Source organism: Sphingomonas morindae (assembly GCF_023822065.1).
Lineage (GTDB): Bacteria > Pseudomonadota > Alphaproteobacteria > Sphingomonadales > Sphingomonadaceae > Solisphingomonas > Solisphingomonas morindae.
The window spans coordinates 1,832,520-1,857,528 of sequence record NZ_CP084930.1 but is presented as its reverse complement, the minus strand read 5'-3'; the positions used below and the strand labels follow the sequence as shown (position 1 = coordinate 1,857,528).

Below are 25,009 nucleotides of genomic sequence, written 5' to 3'. Positions count from 1 at the left end.
GCGCCCGCGCTACAGTGCCGGCTCGGCCGCCGCGTCCGCCGCCGCCGCCGTCGAGCCGCGATCGATCAGCCGGTGCGGCAGCACGATATGCGCCGGCGAGGGGCGCCCCTGGATCAGCGCCAGCAGCGCGTCCACGGCGGCATGCGCCATGTCGCAGGTCGGCTGGTGGATGGTGGTGAGCCGGGGCCACACCACCTGCGCGATGGTGCTGTCGTCGAAGCCGACGATCGAGAGGCGGCGCGGCACCGCCACCCCCGCCTCGTGCGCGGCGCTCAGCACGCCGGCGGCCATGTCGTCGTTCGAGGCGAAGATCGCGCTCGGCGGCTCGGCCAGCGCGAGCAGCTGGCGCCCCGCCTCCAGCCCCGAGGCGAAGGTGTAGTCGCCTTCCACGCTCAGCTCGGCGCGATAGGCGAGGTTCCGCCGCTCGAGCGATTCCTTGAAGGCGGCGAAGCGGATCGCGGTCGAGCTATGGTTGGGGCGGCCGCGCACGATGGCGATGCGGCGATGGCCGAGCGCGGCGAGATGCGCGACGACATCGTCCACCGCCGCGCGATCGTCCATCGAGACGTCGGGCGCGCGCGATTCGCCGCGGGTCGGCGCGATCCGCACATAGGGCAGGCCCGATTGCTCGATCGCGGCGAGCGTCGCGGCGTCGTCGCCCAGCGGCGGCACCAGCACCAGCCCGTCCACCGCCGAGGTGCGCGCCAGCGCCCGCATCCGCGCCGGCGCCTCCTCGCCCTCCACGAAGGGCATCACCACCAGCCGGTAGCGGTCCGCCTCCAGCCGCGCCGCAGCGCCCTTCTGGATGTCGTAGACATAATTGGGGCTGACCGAGCCATAGGCCAGGCCCAGCAAATGGGTGCGCCGTCCCGCCAGGCTGCGCGCGGCGGCGTTGGGATGATAATCCAGGTCCTTGGCCACGGCGCGCACCTTGTCGCGCGTGGCCGGGCGGACATTGGGTTCGTCGTTGAAGACACGCGACACGGTCTTGATCGACACCTGCGCCTCGCGCGCGACATCGGTGATCGTCGCGTTGCGCTGTGCCCTTGCTCTCGCCACCCGGTCGTCCGTTCATTACGGCTTATCGATTGCATAGCCTTAGCCGCGCGGGCCCGCGCCCGGCAAGCGTCCTGCACGGGCGCGCCGCCGCCGCCTCAGCCGAGCAGCGCCGCATAACGCTGGGTGGCGGCGAGCAGCCGGTCGAGAATGCCCGGCTCGCTAAAGGCATGGCCCGCATCCGCCACCGGCTCGAACCGCGCCTCGGGCCAGGCGCGGTGCAGATCCCAGGCGCTGCGCATCGGCGTCGCCATGTCGTAGCGGCCCTGGATGATGGTGCCGGGAATGTCCCGCAGCCGGCCCGCGTCGCGCAGCAGCTGGCCCTCCTCCAGCCAGCCGCGATGATGGAAATAATGATTCTCGATCCGCGCGAAGGCGAGCGCGAAATGATCCTCGGCGAAGCTGTCGGCCAGCGCCGGGTCGGGGAGCAGCGTCAGCGTCTCGCCTTCCCAGCGGCTCCACGCCCGCGCCGCCTCGATCTGGCGGGCGGCGTCGTCGCCGGTCAGCAGCGCGCGATAGGCGCTAATCAGATCGGCGCGCGCCGCCTCGGGCACGGGGGCGAGGAACGCCTCCCATTTGTCGGGAAAGATCCACGCGGCCCCGCCCTGATAATACCAGGCGAGTTCGGCCGCGCGGAGCAGGAAGATGCCGCGCAGCACCAGCGCCGAGACATGGTCGGGATGCGCCTGGGCATAGGCGAGCGCCAGCGTCGATCCCCAGCTGCCGCCGAAGACGAGCCAGCGCGCATGGCCGCATGCGCGCCGCAGCCGCTCGATATCCTCCACCAGATGCCAGGTCGTGTTCGCCTCGAGCGCGGCATGGGGCCGGGACCGGCCGCAGCCGCGCTGGTCGAACAGCAGCAGGTCGTAGCGCGCGGGATCGAACAGCCGGCGCTGCCCGGGGGTGCATCCCCCGCCCGGCCCGCCATGGAGGAAGACGGCGGGAATGCCGCCGCGCCGCCCCACCCGCTCCCAATAGATCTGGTGGCCCTCGCCCGTGTCGAGCATGCCCGCCTCGAACGGCTCGATCGCCGGAAAGGGGCTCAATGGCTGGCGTGCCTCGGTCATGCCTGTCTCCCGTGCTGGCGTTCGTCTGGGCTTCCCAGGGCCTTGCCGCTGATCGCGACGCCGGTCTAGCATGCGCGCCAGGGAGGATCGCCATGGACGAGGAAGACCGGCGCCGCGCGATCGCGGTCTATGATCATTTCACCCATGTCTCGCACGATCGGCGCGCCGCCATGGCGGCGCTGACGCGGCTCGCCGGCAGCGCCGCCGCCGCCGAGCTTCTCTTCCAGTCGATCGCCGCCAGCCCCGCCGCCGCCGCGCAGATCGCCGAGACCGATCCTCGCCTCGCCGCGCGCACGCTGCGCTGGCCGGTCGGCCCGGGCCGCAGCCTCGAGGGCTATTGGGCCGCCCCGCGCGACCGGCCGCAGGGCGTCGTCGTCGTGCTGCACGAGAATCGCGGCCTCCAGCCCTATACGCGCGATGTCGCGCGCCGCCTCGCCGTGGCCGGCTTCGCCGCGCTCGCGCCCGATCTGCTCAGCCCCGAGGGCGGCACGCCGGCGGACGAGGATCGCGCCCGCGAGGCCATCGCCGCGCTCGATCTCGGCCGCACGCTCGCCGATGTCCGCGCCACGCTGGGCTGGATCGCGGCGGGCGGCGCGCCGGCGCGCGGCCGGATCGGCGTGCTCGGCTTCTGCTGGGGCGGCGCGCTCGCCGATCGCGTCGCGACCAGCGGCGATCCGCATGCCGCCGCCATTTGCGCCTTCTACGGGCCGGCCCCCGCGCCGGAGACGGCGGCGGCGGTGCGGGCGCCGCTGCTCCTCCATTATGCCGGGCTCGATACCCGCGTGGAGGCCAGCGCCAGGCCCTGGCTCGCCGCGCTCGCCGCCGCCGGCCGCCCGGTCGAATCCTATGTCTATCCCGGCGTCGATCACGCCTTCCACAATGACACGTCGGCGGCGCGCTACAATGCGCCCGCCGCCACCCTGGCCTGGACGCGCACCCTCGCCTTCTTCCACCGCACGCTCGGCTGATCGCGGGCACGAAAAAGGCCCGGCGGAGCGCCGCCGGGCCTCGATCTCGTCAGCGGGAACGCCGCGCCTAGTTGCGCTGATTGCCCATGAAGCGAAGCAGGAACATGAACATGTTCACAAAGTCGAGATACAGCTGGAGCGCGCCCATGATCGCCGACTTGGTCTGCAGCGCCGTGCCGCGCACCGCGAAATAGCCGCTCTTGATGCGCTGCGTGTCATAGGCGGTGAGCCCGGCGAAGAGCAGCACGCCCACCGCCGAAATGATCAGGTCCATCGCGGTCGAGCGGACGAACATGTTGATCAGCATGGCGACGATCAGGCCGACCACGCCGACGATGAAGAAGCTCCCCATCGCGGTGAGATCGCGCTTGGTGGTGTAGCCATAGAGGCTCAGCGCGCCGAAGCCGGCGGCGGTGGCGAAAAAGGCCTGGGCGACCGAGCTGCCCGTATAGACGAGCAGGATCGACGAGAGCGACAGGCCCATCAGCACCGCGTACAGCCAGAACAGCGCCTTGGCGCCGTTTTCCGACAGGCGGTTGATCCCGAAGCTCAGCCACATCACCACGCCCAGCGGCGCCAGCATCACCACCCAGCGCAGCGGCCCGCCATGCAGGAAGACCTGCGCCGCCGGCGAGTTGATCCCGCCCGAGGCGAACAGCAGGGCGACGATGCCGGTGAGCAGCACGCCCGACGTCATATAGTTGTACACGGACAGCATATAGGTGCGCAGCCCCGTGTCGAAGGCGGCTTCGCGCGCGCCCGTCGCGGCACGGGGCACCGCGGTCGTCCGGGGGTCAGACCAGTTAGCCATCGAAATACACTCTCCTCGTTGTCGACGAACGTCGCCGACATCGCCAATATCAGCCTTCGCCCGTCGCCTTTCAAGCGAAACCGGGCGCGCGAGAGGAGCGCCATGGCCCATCACCGCCTGTTCGTGGCCCTGCACCCCCCGCCGGCGATCCGCGCCGCGATCCGCGCGGTGCAGGGCGGCATCGCCGGCGCGCGCTGGCAGACGGACGAGCAGCTCCACTGCACGCTGCGCTTCCTGGGCGAGCAGAATGGCCAGGTCGCGGAGGATATCGCGGTGGCGCTGTCGGGGCTGCACCACCCCGCCATCGAGGCCCGGCTCGAAGGCCTGGGATGCTTCGCGCACAAGGGCCGGGCGGACAGCCTATGGGTTGGAATCGGCCCGATTTCCGAGCTTCGCGCGCTGCATGACAAGGTCGATCGGCTGCTCCGCGCCGCCGGCATCGCGCCCGATCCGCGCGCCTATCGACCGCATATCACCACCGCCCGCCTGCCGCGTTCGCTGGCGGTGCCCGAAGCCGCGGCGGCGCAGCTGCCGGCGCCGCCCGCGCTCGCCTTCCGCTTCACCGAGGTGCGGCTCTACGAGAGCCTGCTCGGCCGCGATGGCGCCCGCTACGCGCCGGTGCTGCGCCTGCCGCTGGGGCCGGACGCGGCTTTGTAAGATTTTGTGTCGCGGGCTGGGGACCGCCCCTCGGGGCGGCGTGCGCGCGCCCGGGCATGAAAAAAGGGGAGCCGGCCTGCGCCGACTCCCCCTTTTCGCCTCGTCCACGAACCCCGGTCGCCCGGGGTTCGGGAAGAAGGATCGCCTTACTGGCCCGAACCCGGACCGAAGGTGATCTCCACGCGGCGGTTCTGCGGCTCGCGCACACCGTCGGCGGTCTGGACGAGCAGCTTGGTCTCGCCGAACGCCTGGGTGGTCATCGCCGTGTCCGGCACGCCCTTGCCCGCGAGGTACGCCTTCACCGCGTCGGCACGACGCTGCGAGAGGCCCATATTGTACTTCGCCGAACCCGAGGTGTCGGTGTAGCCCGCGAGCATGACCGAGGCCGAGCCGGTCTGCGCATAGGACGCAGCGGCATTGTCCAGGATCGAAGCCGCTTCCGGCGTGATGTCCGACTTGTTCCAGTCGAAGAACACGATGAACGGACCCGGGTTGGCCGGCGGCGGCGGGGGCGGCGGCGGCGGCGGCGGGGGCGGCGGGGGCGGCGGCGGCGGCGGCGGCGGCGGCGGCGGGGCGGCCGGCTCGCCGAAGTTGAAGATCAGGCTGGCGAGCAGCGAGTGCGACCGGAAGCGGCCGATCGCGTCGACGCCCGACGAGTCGGTCTGACGCACGCCGAAGGTGTTGAAGAAGCGATACTTCACACCCACGTCGATCTGGTTGGTGACGGGCACGCGGACGCCGGCGATGCCCTGGAAGGCGAAGCGGGTGTCGCTGCCGTCGATGAACACCGGACCGCCGTTGAAGCGCCAGATGTTGGCCGAGACGCGCGCCACGCCGACACCGCCGCCGACATAGCCGCTGATGCCGTTCTCGTCGCCGAAGTCGAGCAGGCCGTTGGCCATGAAGCTCAGGACGTCGGTGTTGCCCGAGCGGCTCGAATTATAGGTGCCGGCCGGAACCGTGGTGCCGTTGAAGATCGGCGCGTTGGCGGTGAAGCTGCTGACTTCGGCGCGCTTGTAGCCGACTTCGCCCTCGATCCGGATCGGACCGAGATCGTAGCCGACGATGCCGTCGACGTCGAAACCCGTCTTCTGGTTCACCTTGAACGCATTCGGCGTGCCGCCGAGATCATACGTCGAATCTTCGACGATCATGCCGCCGCCTTCGACGCCGACATACCAGGCTTTGTCCTTCGCGAAGGCCGGGGCGGCCAACGCAGTGGAGGCCAGCGCCATAATTACGGCGAGCTTCCGCATGTTAATCCCCTTTCGTTCAGTTCCCTAACGGAAACGAAGAATGCCTAGTCCCTGCGGGGTATCCGCGCAAGCGCGCATATTCCCACTCTGTTGCCGAGAAACCACAGCGGCTTCGCGAGAATTCCGCCCCAGCAAGCGACGCTCAAACACGCAAGGCGGCATCCGGTTTCCTCGCAACCGAACTTTTTTTAGGGGGCGATCAGCCCATGCGCAACCAGCGCCGTAACGATCCGCGAAATTGCGGCCCGCGCCTCGGCATCCGGATTGCTCCCGCCGCTCGGCAGTGCCACGGCCGACTGTTGCATTCCTACCACCTGTCGGCCGCCTATTTTCAGGCGCTTGGCGCACAGCTCGCCGACCGTCCAGCGATCGTCCTCGAAGCGTACCGGCAGGCCGTCGGGGATCAGCCAGCCGGTCATGCCCGGCCGCGCCGCCACGAACCGCCACCCTCCCTCGGTCCAGATGGCAAGTGCCTGATCTTGGCCGGCAAACTCACCCGTCGCCGCGGCCCCGACAATCCAGCACTGGCCCGGCCTGGGCGCGGCCGGGGGTGCCGTCAGCCCGAGGCCCGCGACCGCGAGCTGCGCCACCCCGTCGAGCAAAGCGAGCGCCTCATTGTGGAAAAGCTCCTTCTGCGCCTGGCCGGGCGCGAGCAGCGGCAGGCGCAGCCAGGGTGTCTCGTCGGCCATATCGATCTCCTTGGCGTGACAGCGTCATTCAGGGCAGGACCAGCCGGAGCGGCGGCGAGGCGGCGACGGTGCCGAGCTGCTCGATCGTGACCGACAGGCCGGGGCGCGCCGCCGCCAGCTCCAGCCAGGGCCGGTCGGTCTCGTGTGGGGGAGCGCCCTCCACCGTCACGCGATAGCGCTCGCGCTCCTCGCCGAGCGGCGCCTCGCCGCCGTCGCGCCAGTCCCAGCCCTGGCGGCTGCGGCGCACCCACTCGATCCGCACCCCCGCGCCGCGCCGCCGCATCCGTCCCGCCACCGGCGCGGGCGGCGCCAGCGCCGCGCCCATGAAGCGCAGCGCCGCCTCGGCCGGCTCGGCATCGCCGACCCCGCTCGCCGACACGCGCAGCCGCGTGCCGAGCGCGGCCAGCGGCAGCGGCCAGCGGCGCAGCGACGTAGGCTCGATCAGCACCACGCGCTCGCCCGGCTGGTGCAGCGCCATCGCCCATTCGGTGCCGCGCCGCCCGCGCAGCAGCGTGGACAGGCGGAAGCGCCCGTCGCCCAAGGCCGTCGCCGTGCCGAACTGGAGAAGCTCGTCGCCCACCAGCATCAGCGTGCGCGCCGCCGACCAGCCGAGCCGGTCGTCGCCGGCCAGCGCGGTCTCGCCCGGCAGCCGCACCACCAGCGTCGCGCGGCGGTCCACCAGCAGCGCGCCGCCGGGCGCGAGCGCCGTCTCCGCCGTGCCGATCACCGCCGGCGGCGCGGTGGCGCCGATCGCCTCCCAGCCCTGCCCCTCGTCGCGGCTGCCGATCAGCATCGCGCCGCGCCAGCCCGCGCCGTCGCCGCGCGCGGCGATCAGCAGCGCCGGCTCGTCGCGCGGCGCCGCCTCGGCCAGCGGCAGGTCGAGCAGCGCCAGCCGGGTCCGGCCGGACAGGCGATCGGGCTCGATCACCGGCGCGCCCGGGCTGGCGGGCGGGGGCGGCGGCGCCGCGCCGGGCAGGCGGGTGCAGGCGAGCGTCACCACCCACTCCTCGAAGCGGCGCTCGCGCACGCGCCAGCGCCCGGCGAGATCGGGCAGGCGCAGGATCGCGCCCACCGGCACCGCCAGCCCCGCCGCCGACAGCGTCACCCGCGCCGTCTCGCGCGCCGCCGCGTCGCGCGCCAGCCGCGCCTCGGCCAGCGCGCGCGCGGCCGCCGCCGGCAGCGCCGCCGCCAGCGCCACCGTGCCGCCGCGCCGCCCCGCCGCGCCGCGCCGCGCCGTCTGCGCGCCGGGCTGGAAATCGCGCGCGGGATCATAATGCATCAGCGTCAGCGCCTCGGTCAGCAGGCCCTCGCCGCGCCGCTCGATCTCCAGCCGGGGCGCCGCGCGCGTGCCGCCATGGCCGCCCAGCGCCAGCGGATCGATCGGCCGCGCCGGCGCGTCCTCGTCGAGCAGCACCAGCCCCTGCGCATCCTCGCCGAGCGCGATCGGCAGCGCCTCGGCCAGCGCCTCCAGCGCGCCCCGCACGCTGTCGCCCTCGGCGGCAAAGCCCGTCAGCCGTTCGCCCGGGCCGCCGCGGATCGCGCCGTCGCTCAGCGCGGCCGCGATCTCGCCCACCGACACCGGCGCCGCGTCGGCGATCACCTCGAAGCCGAGCGACGGGATGCGGTTGCCGAACGCCCCCAGCTCGAGCCCCTCGAACACGGCATAGGCGAGGCCGCGATAGGCCGGGGTCGCGTCCAGCCCCTGCGCGGCCGCGATCAGCGGATCGGGCGCCTGGCCCTCGTCGCCCAGATGGAGGCGGAAGCCGGCGATCGGGCTCTTCCAGTCGCCCGCCGCGCCGCGCAGCAAATTGCCCTCGGCCCAGATCCGCCCCACCCGCTGGATCGGCCGCGCCGACAGCGCGACCGCGAAGGAGGCGGAATAACTATAATGCGTGGTCGATCCCCGGCCCTTGCCGCCGCCGGCCTCCTCGCGCCGCTCGATCAGGTCGGTCGACCAGATCACCGTGCCCGCCACGCGCATCGTCCCGAACAGACGCGGCAGCGCCGCGCCATAGCCCGATCCCTGCACCGCCAGCCCGTTGAGCCGCGGCCCCCGCGCCGCGCGCGGCGTGAACAGCGTGTGATCGAGGGTATAGCCGATCAGCGCGCCGACCGCGCCGCCGATCGGCCCGCCGAGCGCGGCGCCCACCGTCTGCAGCACCAAAGTCGCCATCGCTCATCCCCCGCCTGCGCGCCGCGTCGCGCGGCGGAACCGTCCGATCACCGGCCAGGGCGGCGGCCCCGGCACCTCCACCACCCGCCCCAGCCCGGCATCGGCATGGATGAAGCCCGCCGCGCTCGCGATCGCGAGATGCAGCTGGTGCGGGCCGGTGGCGAGCAGCAGCAGATCGCCCGGCAGGCCGCCGTCGCGCACCGGCGCCAGCCCGGCCGCGCCGATCGCCGCCGCCGCGCCCGCCGCCCCGCCGCCGCGCAGCGCATAGCCGCCGGGCGGATCGGGCACGGCCAGCGCGAAGGCGGCGAGCCCCACGCAATCCAGCGCCTCGCCCGGCCGCCGGCCATGGCCGCGAAAGGCCGTGCCCAGGCACCGCCGCGCGCGCGCCACCACCGCGCCGCTCATCGCGTGCCGTAGCGGGCGAGCAGATCATGACCCGGCAGATGCGGCTCGCCGCGGAAATTGGCGGCGTTGCCGAAGCGCGCGCGGCAGGTGGCGAAGGTGCGGTCGCAGCCTTCCACCAGCAGCAGCCGCTCGCCCGCCACCGCCGGCGCGCGCGGCGCCGCGCGCAGCGTCAGCCGCGTGCCCGATGAGGCCGCGACGGCGCACCAGAGCCCGGCATTGGCGCCGTCCAGCCAGCGCAGCCGGCCGAAGCCATAGGCGTTGGGCACCGGCTCGGCGGTGTCCGCTGTCAGCCCCGCCTCGTCGATCGCCACCAGCCGCGCCACCCGCGTGCGCGGCGCGAGGTCGATGCGGCAGCGCCGGTCGCCCAGATCGGCGCGGCACTCGGCGCTGGTCCGCTCCACCACCGGCCGTTCTAAGAGCGCGGTGGCGCCGCGCAGCTCGGCGGTGAAGCCGCTGTCGCGCCGCGTCACATCGCCCAGCTCGCCCCGCGCGAGCAGCAGCAGCCCCGCCTCGGGGGCGGCCCAGTCGATCAGATAGAGCCGGCAGAGCGCGCCGTCCCAGCGGCCGGCGTCGAGATCGGCCGCGCGGATCGCCGCGTCGCTGAGCGTGCCCGCCACGTCGAGCGTCGCCACCTGGAAGCCGTCGCCCTGGCGCAGCGCCGAGGGCAGCATGCCCGGCCGCGCGCGATACCGCAGCCCGGCCACCGTCAGATCGCGATCATGGCTGGTAAAGCCCAGCGTCACCCCGTCGCGCCGGTCGAGCCGCCAGCCCAGCGCCAGCGTCGTCAGCGCGGCCTCCACCACCGGCCCGCTCATGCCTCGCGCAGCTCCACCAGCGGCACGCTGGTCGCGATCCCGGCGCCGAACGCCGCGCGGTTCACCTCCAGCCGATCCTCGGCGAAGCGCACCGGAACGTCGAAGCGATAGCCCGCGCGCACGATCGCGCCCGGCGCCGGCGGCGCGGCGAAGCGGATCAGCCCGCCCGGCGCCAGCTGCCAGCCCGCCAGCCGCTCCACCCCGTCCAGGCTCACCCGCACGCTGCCCGCCACCGGGCGGGTGATCCGCCGCCCCTGCGGATCGCCCTCGCCATACAATTTGAGCAGCGGAAAATCGGTGCGCTGACCGTCGCCCAGGCCCAGCCGCTGGTCGGTCGGCGAGGGCACGCCATTGTCCGCCGCCGAGCTGGAATCGAACGGATCGCGGAAGCGGAAGCCGCGCGCCGCGCCCCGCCGCGCCCGGAAAAAGGCGAGCAGCCGCGCCATGTCCGCCTCCGATCGCACCCCCGGCCCCGCGTCGAAGCGCAGCCGCGCCTCGGCCCAGGCGCTGTTGCGCTGCTCATGGCCCGCCGCGCTGGTCACGATGCTGGTCGAGAAGCCGGGCGCCACCTGCGCCTCGCGCCCCAGCGCCAGCGGGAAATCCACCTCGTCGAACGCATCCATCGCGCCCTCCTCCTCGCCGAACCGGGTGAAGCCGTCGCGCGCCACCTGCGGCAGCGCCCAGACGAAGAGCCGCGCCACGCCGCGCGCCCGCGCCGCCGCCGCCGCCGCCTCGATCCGCGGCCAGGCCGCCGCCGCCGCCTCGGCGTCCGCCACGAAGCCGGCGAGATAATCCTGGCGCTCGGGCGGATAGCCGAGCCGCGCGCCCGCCTCTTCGGCGCCGCGCGCCGAGGCGCCGGCCGCGCCCGCCGTCACCCACGCATAATCCTCCAGCTGAAGCCGGTCGAAGGCCGGGCGCGCCCAGGCGGCGGGCAGATTGGCGCGCCGCGCCTCGGGCGTGGCGGGATCGAGCAGCGTCGGCAGATAGACGAGCAGCAGCGTCTCGGCTTCGGGCGCCACCGCCTTAACCGCGTCGCGGAGTGCGGCGGTGCTGGCGGCCAGCAGCGCGCCGGCCCGGTCCAGCACCGCCAGCGCCGCCGCCGGCGGCGCGCCGCGCACCTGCGTCACCGTCGCCGCCTCGCGTCCCAGCACGGCGCGCGCGGCGGCGTCGTGGAGCGCGATCGCGCCATCCGCGCGCACCCACCACCAGGGCTCGCCGATCTGCACGCGCACCGGCACGCCCGCCGCCACCGCCAGCGACGCGAGGGCGCGGGCGACCGCCTGGAGATAGGCCATCGCGCCCGGATGCGCGGGCGAGAGCAAAGCGGAGGGCGGCTGCCAGCCGGTCAGCGCCGGGCTGCCATCGGCGAAGCGCTGCTTCCACGCCTCCCAGCAATGCGCCTCCAGCATCTCGTAGGAGAGCGAGAGGATCACCTCCAGCCCGGCCGCCGCGGCGCGGCGCAGCAGATCGGCGTGCCACATCCGGCAGGGCCCGTTCAGCACCGGCGCCGCCTCGTCCGCGCGCAGCGCCACCCCGTCCGGCCGCAGCCGGAAATAATGGCTCATGCCGATATAGTGGCAGATCGCCCCGCGATAGCCGAGCGCCTCGATCTGGCCGATCAGCCGCGCCGGCGTCTGATTATAGCCATCGTCATAGCCGGTCGCGATCCCGGCGCCGTGCGGCGGCAGCCAGGCATCGCCCCGCGCCAGCACCGCCCCCGGCCCGTCGCAGCGCAGCCCGCTCAGCTCCAGCCAGGCCTCGGCGGGCGCCGCCAGCCGGCCGGGCTTGGCGTCATAGCCCGGCGCCGCCAGCGAAACCATGATGCGGTCGAGGTCGCCGGCATAGGCGCCCTCGCCTTCGCCGGGCGTCCAGCCGGCGGCGAGCGCCGCGAAATCGAGGCGGATCTCGGCATCCTCGGGCGTCCCGCGCGCATAGTTCCACAGCCGCACATACCAGGCGCGCGCGCGCCCCTCGGGGTCGCGCCCCTCCAGCGTCAGCGTCGGGCCATGCACCGCGTCGAGCGGCTTCAGCCCGCGCGAACGCCAGCGGAAGCGCAGCGTCACGCCGCGAAAGTCGCGCGCGGTCTCGTAGCGCAGCAGCGGATGGTCCCGGCGATCCTCCGCCTCCCAGATCAGCCCGGCGAGATCGTCGCGATTGTAGAAGAGCGCCTCGACCCGCAGCGCGTCCACCGCCGTCGTCACCACCCCCGCCATCATCGGCCGGGGGAAGTCGACGGTCCAGTAGCGCGGGTCGAAACGCCGCAGCCAGCCGCCCTGCGCCTGGGCGCGCGCCGCCGCCTCGGCGTCCGCCAGCCAATGGCCCATGGCTCAGCGCTCCGCCGCCGCCAGCGCCTCGGCCACCGCGCGCGCCACCTGGCGGGAGGATTGGGCGAGCGCCGCCGGCGCCGTCTCGGCCGGGGGCCGCACCACGATCTCGACCCGCACCGGACGCGCCGCGCCGGCCTCGCCGGCGGGCACGATCCGCCCCGCGCTCGCCGGCACGAACCATTCGGCGCCCTGCTCGCCCACGCGATAGGCCGCGCCGGGCGCGACCGGGCCGCCGGTGGCGCGGCCGGGCGCGCCGATCAGCCCCCGCACCAGCCCGCCCGCCAGCGCGAGCAGATCGAGCCCGCCGCCGCCGCCCGCGCCGCCGCCGCCGCCGATCGCCGCGCCGCCGCCCCCGCCGAGCCCCGTCGCCTTGACGAGCACGCCCACCGCCTGCTCGGCGAGCTGGCGCAGCGTCCCCAGCGCCAGCCGCTCGATATCCACCTTGCCGTCGAGCAGCAGCGCGCCCAGCGCGCGGTGGATCATCACCCCGCCCAGCCGCCCGCCCTCGCCCATCGCGCCCGCGATCATGTCGCGCAGCGACGCCGCGTCGCGGGCAAAGCCCTGGGTGTCGGCGCGCACGTCGATCAGCAGCGTCTCGCTCGCCTCATCCATCGGGAAACCGCTCCTTCATCCGCTCCAGCTCGGCGCGCGCGCAGGGCGCCGCCGCCGCCGGCCCGGCCAGCGCCAGCAGCAGCGCCGCCAGCTCGGCCGGCGTCGCGCGCCAGAAGTGATCGGGCGACCAGCCCGCCAGCGCCCCCGCCAGCCCCGCGAGCCGCGCCGCGCGCGCCGCGAAATCCGCGCTCACCGGCCCTGCACGATCTGGCCGAGCAGCTGGCGCAGCGCCGGCAGCGCCGCCGCCAGCCCCGCCTCCACCACCGCCTCGCCCAGGCTGGCGCGGTCGAGCGCCTCGGGCGCGTCGCTGCGGCAATGCCAGAACAGCGCCACCACCTCGTCGAGCCGCAGCCGGCCCTCGGCGGCGCGCTCGACCAGCGCGAACAGCGAGCCCAGCTCCGTCTCGGCGGCGACCAGCGCGGCGAAGCTCGGCCGCAGCCGCAGCGCCGCGCCGCGCACCGGGAAGGCGGCCTCGCCGCGCATCGGGTTGGCGCTCACAGCGGCACCACCGGGCCGGCCGATTCCAGGGCCAGCGTGTAGCTGCGCTCGCCATTGTAATCGCCGCTATAGTCGAGCCGGCTCACCAGGAAGCGGCCGCGCATCCGCTCGCCGCCGTCGAAGCTCAGCTCGAACGTCTCGATCCGGCCCGACAGCGCCTGCGCCTTGAGCCGCGTCTCCGCCGCCGATCCGGTGAAGATGCCGCTCCCGCTCACCGAAAGGCTGCGCGTGCCGGCGCCGTCCAGCAATTCGCGCCAGCCGCCCGAATCCTTGTTGGTGATCGCCACCATCTCGCCATCGATGCGCATCTGGGTGGTGCGCAGCCCGGCGATCGTGGTGAAGCCCGGATCGGGCTTGCCGTCGCCGATCTTGAGCAGAAAGCTCGCCCCGCTCTGTGCGGCCATGGTCAATCTCCCCTCTTGTGCGAAATCATGCCTCGGCGAGCAGCCGCGCCCGCCAGTCCTGCCGCGCCGCCCAGGGCCCGGCCGGGGGCCGCACCAGCAGCGCGCGGAGCAGCACCAGGCTCGCCAGCCTGTGCCCCGGCAGCGCGCGCGGCAGCGCCGCCACCGCCGCCTCCACCCGCCCCGCCAGCGCGTGGAGCCGCGCCGGGCTGGCGCGCTCGTCCCACAGCAGCAGCGACAGCCGCAGCTCGCGCCCCGGCCGGTCCTTGGTCCCCCAGTCGAGCGCCAGCGTCTCGGCGATCTCGATATAGGGCCGGCCCGCGCGGCGCGGCGGCCCGTCATGCACCGGCAGGATCGGCGACAGCGCCGCCACCAGCGCGCTCTGCAGCGCCTCGGCGGCGGTCATGACAGCCAGCCCGCGAAATCGCGCAGCCGCGGATCGGCGAGGCTGCGCGCCGCCAGCGCCGCGCCGCGCAGCTCCAGCCCGCGCGCGGTCAGCGCCACCGCCACGTCCGGCGGCACCGTCGCCGCCAGCCGCGTCGCCAGCCGCGCCGCGCGCGCCGCCAGCGCCGCCGCCCAGTCCGGCCCCGGTCCGCTCATGCCTCGTCCCCCCGGCTCGCGCCGCGCAGCGCCTCCACCCGGAACACGATCCGCTCGGGATCGAGCGGATCGCTCTGCGCGCGCCAGATGGCGTAGAGCCGGCCGCGCCAGCGCACCCGCTCGGCGGCGAGCACCAGCTGGCTCGCCCGCAGCGTCACGAGGAAGCGCGCGTCGCCCGCGCCGCTGAAGCCGTCGCCGCGCACCGCCGCCCAGCGCTCGGGCCCTTCCCGCCACAGGCCCGCCGCGCCGCCCAGCGCGTCGCGCGTCTCGTCGCGCATGAGCAGGCGAACCCGCTCGCGCAGCGCGCTTGCCAGGCCGCTCATCGCAGCCGCATCCGCCGCCAGGGCCGCCACAGCGCCGCCACCGCCGCCGGCGGCGCCGCCGCCTCGGCCTCGTCGCGATGCGCGTGCAGATGCGCCGCCAGCCGCACCACGCCCTGGCGGAGCGGCGCCGGCAGCCCCGGCCAGCCGCTGGCGAGCCCGGCGGTGAAGCGCACCGTCACCACCCCCGGCTGGGCGCTGCGCAGCCGCACCCAGCCATCGCCGGCGGCGTCGATATCGGTCGCATAGTCCGCCGCCGCCAGCGCCTGGCCGCCCAGGCGCGGCGCGGCGATCGCCGCCACCGGGGTCGCGGGCAGGCGCTGCCAGCCGGGCTCGGCGCCGTCCAGCCGCGCCTCCTGCTCGCGGGCGAGCAGCGCCACCCCGGTGAAGCGCTCGCACAGCGCCAGCGCGCTGCCGACCAGCCCCGCCAGCAGCCCGTCCTCGGCCGCGTCCTCGATCCGCAGATAGGCCTTGGCCTGGACCAGCGCCTCCGCCGGCCCGGCCTCGTCGGTGTCCGCCATCATGCCCCCCTGTGCGCGTCAGTTGGCGGCGAAGCGCAGCAGCTTGATCGCCTCGCTATTGGCGACGCAGCCGCCCACCCGGCGGCTCGCGTAGAAATAGACGAAGGGCTTGCGCGTATAGGGATCGCGCAGGATCGCGGTCTCGCCGCGATCGACGATCAGATAGCCCAGCCGGAAATTGCCGAAGGCGATCGGCGTGGTGCCGGAGCCGATATCGGGCATGTCCTCGGCCTCGGCCACCGGATAGCCGAGCAGCGTGCCCGGCTGGCCGGCGGCGAGGCCCGGCTGCCACAGAAAGGCGCCGTCATTGGTCTTGAACTTGCGGATGCTCGCCAGCGTCGCCGCGTTCATCAGCCAGGTCGCGCCCTGGCGATAGGGCTGGCGCAGGCACTGGACGAGATCGATCAGCGCATTCTCGGGCTGGGCGGCCGGCCATTTCCCGTCCACCCCCGTCGCCCGGTATTGGAGCGTGCCAAAGGGCCGGCCGGCATCGTCCTGGCTGGCGCGCGGCGCCTGCATCAGCCCGCGCGGCTTGTTGGCGCCATCGCCATTGATGAAGGCGGCGCCCTCCGCCCGCGCGAATTCCTGCCCGATCTCGGCGGCGAGCCACGCCTCGAGGTCGAAGGCGGCATCGTCGAGCATCGCCTGGCTCGCCGCCGGATTGGCGAAGAGATCGCCGGTCGGCGGCGCCAGCTCGACAAAGCTCGGCGTCGCCGTCTCGGCGCGGACGCCATCCTCGGCGGCCCAGCCCGAGCTGACCCCGCCGGTCGCGATCAGCTTGCGATAGCCCGCCGAGCCGATCTGCACCACCTGCGCGATCGCGCGCAGCGGCGAGATGGCGCGCAGCGTGTCGCCGATCTGCGCGTCGATCTGGCGCGGCACGGCATAGCCGCCGGCGGCGCCGCTGGTGCCCGCCACCGCCTTGATCTCCAGCCCCGCCACCTCGCCGCCGCGGCAATAGCGCTCGATGAAGGCGCGCGCCTCGGGCGCCGCCTTGGCGCCGTCCAGCGCCGGCCGCGCCGCCGCCACCGCCGCCTGATCCAGCCGCGCCTTCAACGCCGCCATGTCGGCGCGCAACCCGTCCACCGCCTCGAGCGGCGCGAAGCTCGCCGCCAGCGCATCCGCCTTCACCTCATAGTCCATCGTCCTGCTCCTCGTCTGCTAGGGCATGCACCCGGGCACCCGGCTGCATCGGGAAGGTCACCAGGGAAATCTCGACAAGCTCGACATCGGTCAGCGCGCGCCCCGCCGGCGCCGCCTGGCTGGCGCGCACGCGATAGCCGAAGCTCAGCCCGCCGATCGCGCCGTCGCGCAGCAGCGCCGCCGCCGCCTCGGCGCCCGGGGCGCCCGGGGTCAGCCGCGCGATCACGCGCAGCCCGCGCCGGTCCTCGGCGAGATGCTCGATCCGGCCGATCGGCCGCGCCGCCTCGTGCTGCCACAGCAGCGGCACCCGCGCCGCGCCCGCCGCCACCGCGCGCCGGAAGGCGCCCGGGCGGATCAGGTCGCCGCCCTTGTCCACCGTGTCGAACAGCGCCGCATAGCCGGCGAGGCGCAGGCTCATCGCCGCACCAGCGCGAGCAGATCGAAGCGCGCCGCCAGGCCGAGCAGCAGCAGCGCCAGCGCCACCCGGATCAGCCAGGCGATCACCGCGTCGCGCGCGCTGCGCTTGGCGTCGCGCCAGGCCGAAAGCAGCTGGCGCAGCTCGCCCAGATCCGCCCGCGCATGGGCATCGGCGAGGCCGAGCCGCTCCAGCGCGCGCGACGCGCCGGCCTCGCTCGCCTCCTCGGCCATGGCGCGCAGCGTCACCAGCGCCGTGCCCTCCTCGGCGCCCAGCGCCACCAGCCGCGCGAGCACCATGTCCGTGTCCATCCTCATGCCTCCTCCGCCCGGGCGAGCCCCAGCATCGCCCGCTTCTCGGTTCCGCTCAGGAAATCGGCCTGCGCCACCTGCGCCCAGATCCGCTCGCGATCGGCGGCGAGCGCGGGCACCGCGTCCAGCGCCGGCCGCAGCGCCAGCTCGGGCCACCAGCCGCGCAGCCCGGCCGCCAGCGCGTCCAGCATCTTGCCGACCAGCGGCAGGATGGTGAGCCGCCACAAGGCGCGATTGGCCTCGCTGTAATTGGCATGGGTGCTGTCGCCCGGCAGGCCGAGCAGCATCGGCGGCACGCCGAAGGCCAGCGCGATGTCGCGCGCCGCCGCCGCCTTGAGCCCGATGAAATCCATGTCGGCGGGCGACAGGCTGAGCGGCTGCCAGCGCAGCCCGCCCTCGAGCAGCAGCGGCCGCCCGGCATTGCCCGCGCCCGCGAAGCTCGCGTCCATCTCGCGCCGCAGCCGCTCGAACTGCTCGGCGGACAGCGTCGCGCCCGGCTCGCCCGGCTCGTACACCAGCGCCCCGCTCGGCCGCGCGGCATTGTCGAGCAGCGCCTTGTTCCAGCGCGTCGCGGCATTGTGGATCGCCACCGGCCCCGCCGCCGCGGCGAGACAGCCCAGCCCGTAATGATCGTCGAGCGGGTTGAGCCCGCGGACATGGATCAGCCCCGGCCGGCCATCGCCGCCGCGCGCCGCCAGCCGCAGCGTCTGGCCGCCGGCGCGGTACAGATAGGCCTGGGGCCAGCCCCGCGCGTCGGGCTCGATCGTCACCCGCTCGGGGCGCAGCGCGAAGAGTTCGGCCGGCGCGCCATCGGCGTCGGCGAGGATCTGGACAAAGGCATTGCCGTGCAGCAGCAGCTGCGCCGCCATCGTCTCGATCAGCGGGCCGCCCTGATCGCCGCCCGCGATCAGCGCCCCCGCGCGATGCCCCTCCGGCGTCACCGCCACCGGCACGCTCGCGGCGCCCTCCGCCACCAGCCGCACCGCGCGCTGCGCCACCGGATTGCCGAGATAGGCGGCGCGCAGCTGCGCCTCATAGCCCTGCGGCCAGTCGCCGCCGCCCGCCGCCGCGAAGCCGCGCGCCAGCGCCGGCCGCGCCTCGGGGCGCGCCGCCTTGCCAAACCATCGCATTGCAGGATCTCCCGCCCTAAAGTCGCCGCAACCCCGGCGCCGGCGCCGCGCCGAGCAGCGCCGTCACCGCCCAGACGAGCGCGTCGGCGCGATCCGGCGAGCGGCCCGGCCCGAGATAGCCGCCGCCCGCCACCAGCCCGGCCAGCTCGTCCTCCAGCCGCGGCAACGGGCCGACATGGCGCACGCGACCGCGTTCGTAGAGCAGCGCCACCGGCTCGGCGCGCGCCGCCTTGCCGCGCGCGGCATGGACCAGCCGCACCGGCAGCAGCGCCTCGGCGGCGCGCAGCACGCTCGCCACCATCGCGCCGCCATTGTTCGCCTCGGCCACCACCTGGTCGGCGCCGTAGCGCGCCGCCGCGCGCGCCACCGCCGCCGCCCAGGCCTCGGGCGCAGCGCCGGCCAGGCTGCAATCGGCCAGTATGTGGCACAGCCCCTCGGCGTCGCGCCCGGCGACGATGATGCCGCACGCATCGCCGCCGATGCCCGCCGGCGGATCGACCCCGATCACCACCCGCGTACAGGCCGGCGCGGCCGCCTCGCGGCACTGGTCCAGCGTCTCGCGCCGCCACAGCGCGCCGGGCGCGTCCTCGATCATCTCGCCGTCCAGCTCCTGCCGGCCGAGCCGCGTGCCGCCATAGGTCTCGGTCATGGCGGCGAGGAAATCCGCCGGCAGATGAAGCCGGTTGTCCACGCTGCGGCCGCGCGTCACGCGCACGTCGCCGCGCGCCGCCAGCGTCTTCAGCCAGGCGAGCGGGCGCGGCGTGGTGGTCGCCACCAGCTGCGGCCGCCGCCCCAGCCTGAGCCCCAGCAGCAAATTGCCCCACGCCGCCTCGCCGCTTTTCCACTTGGCGATCTCGTCGGCCCAGCCATGGCTGTGCTCGGGACCGCGCAGCCGGTCGGGCTCGGCCGCGCCGTAGAGCGTCGCGATCGCGCCCGAGGGCCAGCGCAGCCGGTCGAGCGAAGGCTCCCAGCGCGGCCGGCGGTCGGGCGGGGCGATCGCCAGCAGCCCGCTCTGCCCCTCCACCATCACCGCCCGCGCCTCGCCCAGCGTCGCGCCCACCAGCGCGATCCGCGCGGCGCCGTCCTGCTCGCCGATCGCGCGCACCCATTCGGCGCCGGCGCGCGTCTTGCCGAAGCCGCGCCCCGCCAGCAGCAGCCAGATCCGCCAGTCGCCCGCCGGCGCGCGCTGCTCGGGCCGCGCCCAGAAATCCCAGCGCGTCAGCCAGGCGGCGGCCATGGCGTCGTCCAGCCCGGCCAGGAGCGTCCGCCGCCGCGCCGGGGACATCGCCGCCAGCCGCGCGGCGCTCAGCCGCTCAGCCATCGGCGTCGCCCGCCAGCCGCGCCGCCATCGCCGCCAGCCGCTCCTCCAGCCGCGCCCGCGCGCCCTCGGCGCCGCCCTGCGCCGCGAGCCGCTCGACCGTGCCGCGATGCGCCGCCAGCAGCGTCATCGCCAGCCGCTCCGAATGCTCCACCGTGTGCGTCTCGGTGCCGTCGCGCGCGATCCGCACCACCGGCGTGCCGCTCAGCGCGCGCGCGAGCATGGCATGCTCCAGCCGCTTATAGCCCTCGCCCAGCGCCTGGTCCCAGGCGGCGGCGAAGCCGGGCGCCTGGCGGCGATGGCGATAGGCGCTGCCCACCGGCATCCGCGCCACCCGCTCGGAGGCGGCGATGTTGGAACTCAGCGCGAGATGATCGAGAAAGGCGCGCTCGCGAGCCCGGGTCCATTTCTTCCGACTGCTCGGGCCGCGCGCGGCCCTGGGCGGCTTCGCCATGCCAATCCCCCTCGAACGCGACAGGGGCCGGAAACGGTGTCGCCACCGCCCGGCCCCTGTGCGCATTTCCTCAGCGTGGCTTGGCTATGCCAGTTCAGCGGTTCGCTGTCAAGGCATAAAATCGCCTATCTGGTTAGTCGCCGATCACCCCGCCCTGTGTGGTCTTGAACGGCTGGCGGTCGCTGCCGCCGATCGCGCGCTTGCGCTCGGGGCCGCCGAGCAGGTCCGCCGCCTCCTCGGCGCTCGCCGCGTCGGCGCCCGGCCCGCGCCCGTAATCGCCGGATTGGCCGGGTGTCGGCAGATCGGTCACCGCGTCGAGATCGTCGCCATGCGGATCGCGCGGAATGGGTTTCTGGTCCATCGTCTCTCTCCTGGGCTGGCGGAAAGAACACGCGGCGCGACGCCGCCGTTCCGCCCCGGGCCTCAGCGGAAGGGCGGCTCGTCGAACGCGCGCAGCTTGCGGCTGTGCAGCGTCATGCCCTGCTCGCGCAGCATCTGCACCGTCTCCAGCCCGATCCGCAGATGCTGGCTGATCGCCTGGTTGTAGAATCGATTGGCCTGGCCCGGCAGCTTGATCTCGCCGTGCAGCGGCTTGTCCGATACGCACAGCAGCGTGCCGTAGGGCACGCGGAAGCGATAGCCCTGCGCGGCGATGGTCGCCGATTCCATGTCGATCGCCACCGCCCGGCTCTGGTTGAAGCGCCGCGCCGAAAGCGCGTAGCGCAGCTCCCAGTTGCGATCGTCGGTGGTCACCACCGTGCCCGTGCGCAGCCGCCGCTTCAGCGCGTCGCCGCTCTCGCCCGAAACGATCTCGGCGGCGCGGAACAGCGCCTGCTGCACCTCGGCGATCGGCGGGATCGGGATCTCCACCGGCAGCACATCGTCCATCACATGATCGTCGCGCAGATAGGCATGGGCCAGCACATAGTCGCCGATCGTCTGGCTCGGCCGCAGCCCGCCGCAATGGCCGATCATCAGCCAGGCCTCGGGCCGCAGCACCGCCAGATGGTCGCAGATCGTCTTGGCGTTGGACGGGCCGACGCCGATATTGACCAGCGTCACGCCCGCGCCGCCCGCGCCGATCAGATGATAGGCCGGCATCTGCACCTTGCGCCACGCGCCCGCCTGGATCACCGCCAGCGCATCCGGCGTGTCGCGCGTCACGCGGATATTGCCCGCCACCGACAGCGCCTCATAGGGGCTGTCGGGGCGCTGCAGCTCGGCCAGCGCCCAGTCGACGAACTCGTCGACATAGCGGATATAGTTGGTGAACAGGATATAGGGGCGGAAGTCCTCGGCGGGGGTGCCGGAATAATGGCGCAGCCGCGCCACCGAGAAATCCACGCGCTGCGCCTCGAACAGCGACAAGGGCCGGTCCGCCAGGCTGGCGTCGTAATCGCCATCGGCGATCTCGTCGCCGATATGGGCGAGGCGCACGCTCGGAAACCAGCGCGCGAGATCGGCCGACATCGCGCCGTCCAGCGACAAGTCCTCGGCGTCGGCGCCGTCCAGCACATATTGGTACGGGATCTCCTGGTTCGAGGTACCCACCGTCACGGTCACCTCATAGTCGCGCACCAGCAGGCCGAGCTGCTCCGCCAGATAGGCGCGGAACATGGCCGGGCGCGCGATGCTCGCCGCATAGCTGCCGGGCTGGGTCAGCCGCGCGAAGGCCCGCGCGATCGGCGGCCGCTGCGCCGGCATATGATAGGCGAGCCGCAGCTCGGGATAGGCGAAGAGGCCGCGCTCGCGCTCCGCCGCGGTCGGGCGGGTGCCATCGGCCAGATAGGCGGTGATGGCGCGCCGCAGCGCCGCCACGGCGCCGGCGTAGCGCTCGATCAGCGCGTCGAGGATCGCCGGAATCTCGTCGATCTGGGTGGTCATGCCGGGGTTTCTCCCTGTTGTTGTTGGCGGCGGAGCGCTCCGCCGCAGGATCGCCGATCCGTCCCTCTCCCTAGCGGAAAATCGTGATGATTCTAAGAGGGGGTGCCGGCGCGGCACAGGCGCGCGGCCAATCCCCTTTCGCGCCGGCACCGGCTCTGCTGTGGCGGGCGCATGGCCCGGCCCGTCGCTTTCCGCCGCATCGGCATCGCGCTTCTCCCGCTCGCGCTGCTCGCCGCGCTGCTCGTCGCCGTCACCGTGGCGCGGCTGGCGGGGGCGGCGTGCCCGCCGAGCGCCCGGCGCCCGCCGCCGGGCCGCGGCCGGCCGCCGCCGCCGCCCTCCCCGCGCCGGCGCCGGCGCCGGCTGCGCCGCCCGCCCCGGCACCCGCCGCCGCGGTCGATCCCGCCGCGCCCTTCGTCGTCCGCCGCATCCTGCCCATCGCCGGCCCGCTCCATATCGGCGATTGGGTCTGGCACCCGGCGGGCGCGCCCCCCGGCCCGCTCGTCATCACCGTCGATCTCGATGCCATGGTCCTCTCCGCCTTTCGCGGCGGCTATGAGATCGGCACCGCCGCCATCCTCTACGGCGCCGATTCGACGCCCACCCCGCTCGGCATCTTCCCGATCACCCAGAAGGATCGCGATCACCATTCCTCGGTCTACAACAATGCGCCCATGCCCTATGCGATGCGGCTGACGGGGGACGGCGTCTTCATCCACGGCGCGCCGATGCGGATCGGGGGCGCCACCCATGGCTGTATCGGCCTGCCCACCGCCTTCGCCGCCAAGCTGTTCGCCGCCAGCCGGGTCGGCGATCGCGTGATCATCACCGCCGGCCGGCGGATCGGGCTCGGCGCCGCCATCCTGCCGGGCTGAGCGGTCAGGCCAGCCGGTAGAAATCCGCCAGCCGGTCGAGCGCGAGCAGCAGCACCACCCGCCCCGCGCGCGCCGGCCAACCCAGCGCCCGCTCGGCGGTCTCCATCCCCTCGCCCATGCACAGCAGCCGCCAGGCGATGTCGCGCAGCCCCGGGCCGATCGCGTCCAGCGCCGCCTCGGTGCGGCGCTTGGCCTGGATCTGCGCCAGCGTCGGGTCGGGGGCGTCGCCCGTGCCGCGCGCGCCCGCGTCCCAGCGCATCGTCACGCGCGGCACCAGCCCGGCGCGCAGGAAATCGGCGCGCAGCTGCGTGCCCGCCGCCCATTGCCGATCGTCGACCAGCCCGCGCGCGCGCAGCCAGCCGAGCGGCTCCTCCGCCAGGTTCACCGTCACGCTGCGCGCCCGCCGTCCGCGCGCGCCGCCGCGCGCCTCGCCATCCTCGGGCCGCGCCCGCTCCACCAGCAGCCGCACCCCCTGCCCGCCCGTCATGCCGCCCTCCATCGAGACCATGGCGCCCCTTGCCACAGACGCCGGGCTGTAGGAAAGTAAACGAACCGATACGGTGAGCTTGGGGGCCAGGATGATCACCCGGATTCGTGATGTGCGACGCGCTAAAGGCCTCACATTGGCGGATGTTGCCGCGCGCTGCACGCCGCCGACCACGGCCCAGACGATCGGACGGCTCGAAACCGGCACGCGCACCGTATCGGTGGCTTGGCTGAACCGAATCGCGGCCGCGCTCGGAGTCGCGGCGGCCGATCTCGTGCAATTGCCCGAAAGCGCCGATCTCCCCGTCGCCGCCGTGCTCGGCGCCGCCGGCGCCGCCGCGCCGCGTCGCAGCCAGGTGGCGGTGCCGCCGCGCCCGCATCCCGGCGCGGTCGCGCTGCTGGTCGAGACCAGCCTCGGCGATTATCGCGCCGGCGATACGCTCTGGCTCGACCGGCTGGCGCCCGCCGAGTTCGACGCGGCGCGCAACCGCGATGTGCTGGTGCCGCTGCCCGCCGGCCGCTTCCTGTTCGGCCGGCTGCTCGCGCTCGCGCCCGACGGCCTCGATCTGCTCCCGCTCGGCGCCGCCCCCGGCGGCCCCCAACGCCTCGCCCCGCCCCCCTGGCTCGGCCGCGTCACCTGCCTGATCCGCCTGCCGGGCTGACGCGTCCCGAGCCGATGATCAGAGGCCGACCGCCTTGCGCAGAGCCTCGTTCATCCGCGATTGCCAGCCGGGACCGCCGTCGCGAAAGCGGGCGACGACCTCCTTGTCGAGGCGGATGGCGATCTGCTCCTTGTTGGAACCGGCCGGGCGGCCGCCCTTGTTCTTCACCAGCTGGGCGACGATCTCCGGCGCAAGCACCGCGCCGGCGGGCCGCGCCCGCGCGAAGGTCTCCTCGGTCCATTCGGGATTTTCGTCAAAGCCGGGCGAGGGCGGGTCAGTAGCCATAGCGACGCATCTCCTTCGCGCGGGCGCGGCGGAGGCTGATCGCCCGTACCCGGCCGTCCCGCACCACAAAGACGAGGCAACGGCCCTTGCCGTTCACCCGGCCGAAGGCCCGGTAGCGAACCTCGCCATAGTCGTGGCGATCGTCGACGACCACCACAGGCTCGTCGTCGAAGCCGTCAAAGTCAGCGAACGAGAGACCGTGCGTGGCAATGTTCGCAATGTTCTTGGCGGGATCGAAGTCGATCTCCATGTCAGTTCTTGTATATACAGGAGCCGGCCGTGTCAAAGGGTTTACGCATATGCGATAACCCTGGCCTCGCGCGGAAGCGGCACGATTGAACCTCCCGAACCGCTCGGGCCATCCACCAGATGTCGCGCCAGTCCGTGGTGGGCGGTGACAGGATCGAACTGCCGACCCGCTCGGTGTAAACGAGCCGCTCTACCGCTGAGCTAACCGCCCACGCCCCGGAAAACCGGCCTCTAAGGCCGCTTTGCGGGAAGCGCAATACGGAACGAATCGGAGCCGCGCGGGCCGAAAAGAGAACGCGCATACCGACGAGTCCCGACCTATTCCCGAACCGCGGATGGCGCGGCACGCGGCGTCGAGCCTCGGAGATCCGGCGCCGAGAATGGCGCTCGCGCCGTTCGACGCCGCCGCCTGCCTCTCCGAGACGGAGGACCAGCACGCGCTGCTCGCCAAGGCCTTCGCCAGCGGCGACGCCGGCTTCATCGTCCATGCGCTTGGCGCGAGCGACGCTGGGCTGGGGATGAGCGAGGCTGACAATCTTGCAGTCGTTGCCGCACGTTAGCGGGCAGTTCGCGATTCCCGTCGGGCCTCGCAGCTCCTTCGTGCCAGGCCCGATCAGGTCCTAT

The 25,009-nt window shown here is 74.0% G+C and carries 33 protein-coding genes and 1 tRNA gene; 5 read left to right on the top strand and 29 right to left on the bottom strand.

Going from position 1 to position 25,009, the window contains the following annotated elements; all coding sequences use genetic code 11:
* Positions 1-9: 9 nt before the first annotated feature.
* Positions 10-1,059, bottom strand: coding sequence for a LacI family DNA-binding transcriptional regulator (locus tag LHA26_RS09035; RefSeq protein ID WP_252165299.1), 1,050 nt, complete (start codon positions 1,057-1,059; stop codon positions 10-12).
* A gap of 95 nt (positions 1,060-1,154) precedes the next feature.
* The gene (gene pip, locus LHA26_RS09030) at positions 1,155-2,123 is read right to left on the bottom strand and encodes a prolyl aminopeptidase (protein WP_252165298.1); all 969 of its coding nucleotides are present in this window, start codon (positions 2,121-2,123) and stop codon (positions 1,155-1,157) included.
* Between the two features lie 92 nt (positions 2,124-2,215).
* Between pip and LHA26_RS09025 the strand changes: the two genes are divergently transcribed.
* The gene (locus LHA26_RS09025; protein WP_252165297.1) at positions 2,216-3,091 is read left to right on the top strand and encodes a dienelactone hydrolase family protein; all 876 of its coding nucleotides are present in this window, start codon (positions 2,216-2,218) and stop codon (positions 3,089-3,091) included.
* Positions 3,092-3,158: 67 nt separating this feature from the next.
* Here LHA26_RS09025 and LHA26_RS09020 read toward each other — a convergent pair whose 3' ends face one another.
* Complete coding sequence (locus tag LHA26_RS09020) at positions 3,159-3,902, bottom strand: Bax inhibitor-1/YccA family protein (protein ID WP_252165296.1); 744 nt, start codon at positions 3,900-3,902, stop codon at positions 3,159-3,161.
* Positions 3,903-4,004: 102 nt separating this feature from the next.
* Here LHA26_RS09020 and thpR point away from each other — a divergent pair, with 102 nt between their 5' ends.
* Entirely contained in the window at positions 4,005-4,559 is a 555-nt protein-coding gene (gene thpR / locus LHA26_RS09015) for an RNA 2',3'-cyclic phosphodiesterase (protein ID WP_252165295.1), read from the top strand.
* A gap of 146 nt (positions 4,560-4,705) precedes the next feature.
* Here thpR and LHA26_RS09010 read toward each other — a convergent pair whose 3' ends face one another.
* The 22 genes from LHA26_RS09010 to LHA26_RS08905 all read right to left on the bottom strand — a co-directional run bounded on the left by LHA26_RS09010 (position 4,706) and on the right by LHA26_RS08905 (position 21,831).
* Positions 4,706-5,815: an OmpA family protein gene (locus LHA26_RS09010; RefSeq protein ID WP_252165294.1), complete on the bottom strand. Its 1,110-nt coding sequence runs from the start codon at positions 5,813-5,815 to the stop codon at positions 4,706-4,708.
* 188 nt (positions 5,816-6,003) lie between these two features.
* Complete coding sequence (locus LHA26_RS09005; RefSeq protein ID WP_252165293.1) at positions 6,004-6,504, bottom strand: DUF2793 domain-containing protein; 501 nt, start codon at positions 6,502-6,504, stop codon at positions 6,004-6,006.
* A gap of 28 nt (positions 6,505-6,532) precedes the next feature.
* Positions 6,533-8,677 carry a GTA baseplate fiber-binding domain-containing protein gene (locus tag LHA26_RS09000; protein WP_252165292.1) on the bottom strand — a complete coding sequence of 715 codons (2,145 nt, stop codon included), beginning with the start codon at positions 8,675-8,677 and terminating at the stop codon, positions 6,533-6,535.
* 3 nt (positions 8,678-8,680) lie between these two features.
* A complete protein-coding gene (locus LHA26_RS08995; RefSeq protein WP_252165291.1) occupies positions 8,681-9,082 on the bottom strand; it encodes a peptidoglycan endopeptidase in 402 nt (133 codons plus the stop codon).
* Complete coding sequence (locus tag LHA26_RS08990) at positions 9,079-9,897, bottom strand: phage/gene transfer agent baseplate hub protein (RefSeq protein ID WP_252165290.1); 819 nt, start codon at positions 9,895-9,897, stop codon at positions 9,079-9,081. Before LHA26_RS08990 ends, LHA26_RS08995 begins: the two co-directional genes overlap by 4 nt.
* Entirely contained in the window at positions 9,894-12,221 is a 2,328-nt protein-coding gene (locus tag LHA26_RS08985; protein ID WP_252165289.1) for a DUF2460 domain-containing protein, read from the bottom strand. The genes LHA26_RS08990 and LHA26_RS08985 overlap by 4 nt, the downstream gene beginning before the upstream one ends.
* A gap of 3 nt (positions 12,222-12,224) precedes the next feature.
* On the bottom strand, positions 12,225-12,836 hold the full coding sequence (locus tag LHA26_RS08980) for a tail tape measure protein (protein WP_252165288.1): 612 nt from the start codon (positions 12,834-12,836) through the stop codon (positions 12,225-12,227).
* On the bottom strand, positions 12,829-13,029 hold the full coding sequence (locus LHA26_RS08975) for a phage tail assembly chaperone (RefSeq protein ID WP_252165287.1): 201 nt from the start codon (positions 13,027-13,029) through the stop codon (positions 12,829-12,831). The genes LHA26_RS08980 and LHA26_RS08975 overlap by 8 nt, the downstream gene beginning before the upstream one ends.
* Complete coding sequence (locus LHA26_RS08970; protein ID WP_252168335.1) at positions 13,026-13,319, bottom strand: GTA-gp10 family protein; 294 nt, start codon at positions 13,317-13,319, stop codon at positions 13,026-13,028. The genes LHA26_RS08975 and LHA26_RS08970 overlap by 4 nt, the downstream gene beginning before the upstream one ends.
* Before the next feature lie 11 nt (positions 13,320-13,330).
* Entirely contained in the window at positions 13,331-13,738 is a 408-nt protein-coding gene (locus tag LHA26_RS08965; RefSeq protein ID WP_252165286.1) for a phage tail tube protein, read from the bottom strand.
* A gap of 25 nt (positions 13,739-13,763) precedes the next feature.
* On the bottom strand, positions 13,764-14,141 hold the full coding sequence (gp17, locus tag LHA26_RS08960; RefSeq protein WP_252165285.1) for a tail completion protein gp17: 378 nt from the start codon (positions 14,139-14,141) through the stop codon (positions 13,764-13,766).
* Positions 14,138-14,335: a hypothetical protein gene (locus LHA26_RS08955; protein WP_252165284.1), complete on the bottom strand. Its 198-nt coding sequence runs from the start codon at positions 14,333-14,335 to the stop codon at positions 14,138-14,140. Before LHA26_RS08955 ends, gp17 begins: the two co-directional genes overlap by 4 nt.
* A complete protein-coding gene (locus LHA26_RS08950; RefSeq protein WP_252165283.1) occupies positions 14,332-14,658 on the bottom strand; it encodes a head-tail adaptor protein in 327 nt (108 codons plus the stop codon). Before LHA26_RS08950 ends, LHA26_RS08955 begins: the two co-directional genes overlap by 4 nt.
* The gene (locus LHA26_RS08945) at positions 14,655-15,179 is read right to left on the bottom strand and encodes a head-tail connector protein (RefSeq protein WP_252165282.1); all 525 of its coding nucleotides are present in this window, start codon (positions 15,177-15,179) and stop codon (positions 14,655-14,657) included. Before LHA26_RS08945 ends, LHA26_RS08950 begins: the two co-directional genes overlap by 4 nt.
* A gap of 15 nt (positions 15,180-15,194) precedes the next feature.
* Positions 15,195-16,319: a phage major capsid protein gene (locus LHA26_RS08940; RefSeq protein WP_252165281.1), complete on the bottom strand. Its 1,125-nt coding sequence runs from the start codon at positions 16,317-16,319 to the stop codon at positions 15,195-15,197.
* On the bottom strand, positions 16,309-16,737 hold the full coding sequence (locus tag LHA26_RS08935) for an HK97 family phage prohead protease (protein WP_252165280.1): 429 nt from the start codon (positions 16,735-16,737) through the stop codon (positions 16,309-16,311). Before LHA26_RS08935 ends, LHA26_RS08940 begins: the two co-directional genes overlap by 11 nt.
* On the bottom strand, positions 16,734-17,051 hold the full coding sequence (locus LHA26_RS08930; protein ID WP_252165279.1) for a DUF6127 family protein: 318 nt from the start codon (positions 17,049-17,051) through the stop codon (positions 16,734-16,736). Before LHA26_RS08930 ends, LHA26_RS08935 begins: the two co-directional genes overlap by 4 nt.
* Complete coding sequence (locus LHA26_RS08925; protein WP_252165278.1) at positions 17,048-18,175, bottom strand: phage portal protein; 1,128 nt, start codon at positions 18,173-18,175, stop codon at positions 17,048-17,050. Before LHA26_RS08925 ends, LHA26_RS08930 begins: the two co-directional genes overlap by 4 nt.
* Positions 18,176-18,191: 16 nt before the next feature.
* Positions 18,192-19,496 (bottom strand): DNA-packaging protein, encoded by a 1,305-nt coding sequence (locus LHA26_RS08920; protein ID WP_252165277.1) that lies wholly within the window; start codon positions 19,494-19,496, stop codon positions 18,192-18,194.
* Positions 19,489-19,947 carry a hypothetical protein gene (locus LHA26_RS08915; protein WP_252165276.1) on the bottom strand — a complete coding sequence of 153 codons (459 nt, stop codon included), beginning with the start codon at positions 19,945-19,947 and terminating at the stop codon, positions 19,489-19,491. Before LHA26_RS08915 ends, LHA26_RS08920 begins: the two co-directional genes overlap by 8 nt.
* 133 nt (positions 19,948-20,080) lie before the next feature.
* Positions 20,081-20,308, bottom strand: coding sequence for a hypothetical protein (locus LHA26_RS08910; RefSeq protein ID WP_252165275.1), 228 nt, complete (start codon positions 20,306-20,308; stop codon positions 20,081-20,083).
* Between the two features lie 62 nt (positions 20,309-20,370).
* Positions 20,371-21,831, bottom strand: a complete 1,461-nt coding sequence (locus tag LHA26_RS08905; protein WP_252165274.1) for an AMP nucleosidase — start codon at positions 21,829-21,831, stop codon at positions 20,371-20,373.
* A 278-nt stretch (positions 21,832-22,109) separates the two neighbouring features.
* Between LHA26_RS08905 and LHA26_RS08900 the strand changes: the two genes are divergently transcribed.
* Complete coding sequence (locus tag LHA26_RS08900; protein ID WP_252165273.1) at positions 22,110-22,703, top strand: L,D-transpeptidase family protein; 594 nt, start codon at positions 22,110-22,112, stop codon at positions 22,701-22,703.
* 4 nt (positions 22,704-22,707) lie between these two features.
* On the opposite strand, the gene LHA26_RS08895 is transcribed toward LHA26_RS08900, so the two are convergent.
* Entirely contained in the window at positions 22,708-23,289 is a 582-nt protein-coding gene (locus tag LHA26_RS08895) for a DUF6456 domain-containing protein (RefSeq protein ID WP_367890712.1), read from the bottom strand.
* Here LHA26_RS08895 and LHA26_RS08890 point away from each other — a divergent pair.
* On the top strand, positions 23,282-23,851 hold the full coding sequence (locus tag LHA26_RS08890) for a helix-turn-helix domain-containing protein (RefSeq protein ID WP_252165272.1): 570 nt from the start codon (positions 23,282-23,284) through the stop codon (positions 23,849-23,851). The genes LHA26_RS08895 and LHA26_RS08890 overlap by 8 nt on opposite strands.
* Before the next feature lie 18 nt (positions 23,852-23,869).
* Here LHA26_RS08890 and LHA26_RS08885 read toward each other — a convergent pair whose 3' ends face one another.
* From LHA26_RS08885 to LHA26_RS08875, 3 genes are all read right to left on the bottom strand, one after another.
* Entirely contained in the window at positions 23,870-24,136 is a 267-nt protein-coding gene (locus LHA26_RS08885) for a BrnA antitoxin family protein (protein ID WP_252165271.1), read from the bottom strand.
* Positions 24,126-24,386 (bottom strand): BrnT family toxin, encoded by a 261-nt coding sequence (locus LHA26_RS08880; protein ID WP_252165270.1) that lies wholly within the window; start codon positions 24,384-24,386, stop codon positions 24,126-24,128. The genes LHA26_RS08885 and LHA26_RS08880 overlap by 11 nt, the downstream gene beginning before the upstream one ends.
* Before the next feature lie 135 nt (positions 24,387-24,521).
* Positions 24,522-24,596: transfer RNA gene (locus tag LHA26_RS08875), tRNA-Val, on the bottom strand.
* A 169-nt stretch (positions 24,597-24,765) separates the two neighbouring features.
* Here LHA26_RS08875 and LHA26_RS08870 point away from each other — a divergent pair.
* The gene (locus LHA26_RS08870) at positions 24,766-24,945 is read left to right on the top strand and encodes a helix-turn-helix domain-containing protein (RefSeq protein WP_252165269.1); all 180 of its coding nucleotides are present in this window, start codon (positions 24,766-24,768) and stop codon (positions 24,943-24,945) included.
* Positions 24,946-25,009: the final 64 nt, after the last annotated feature.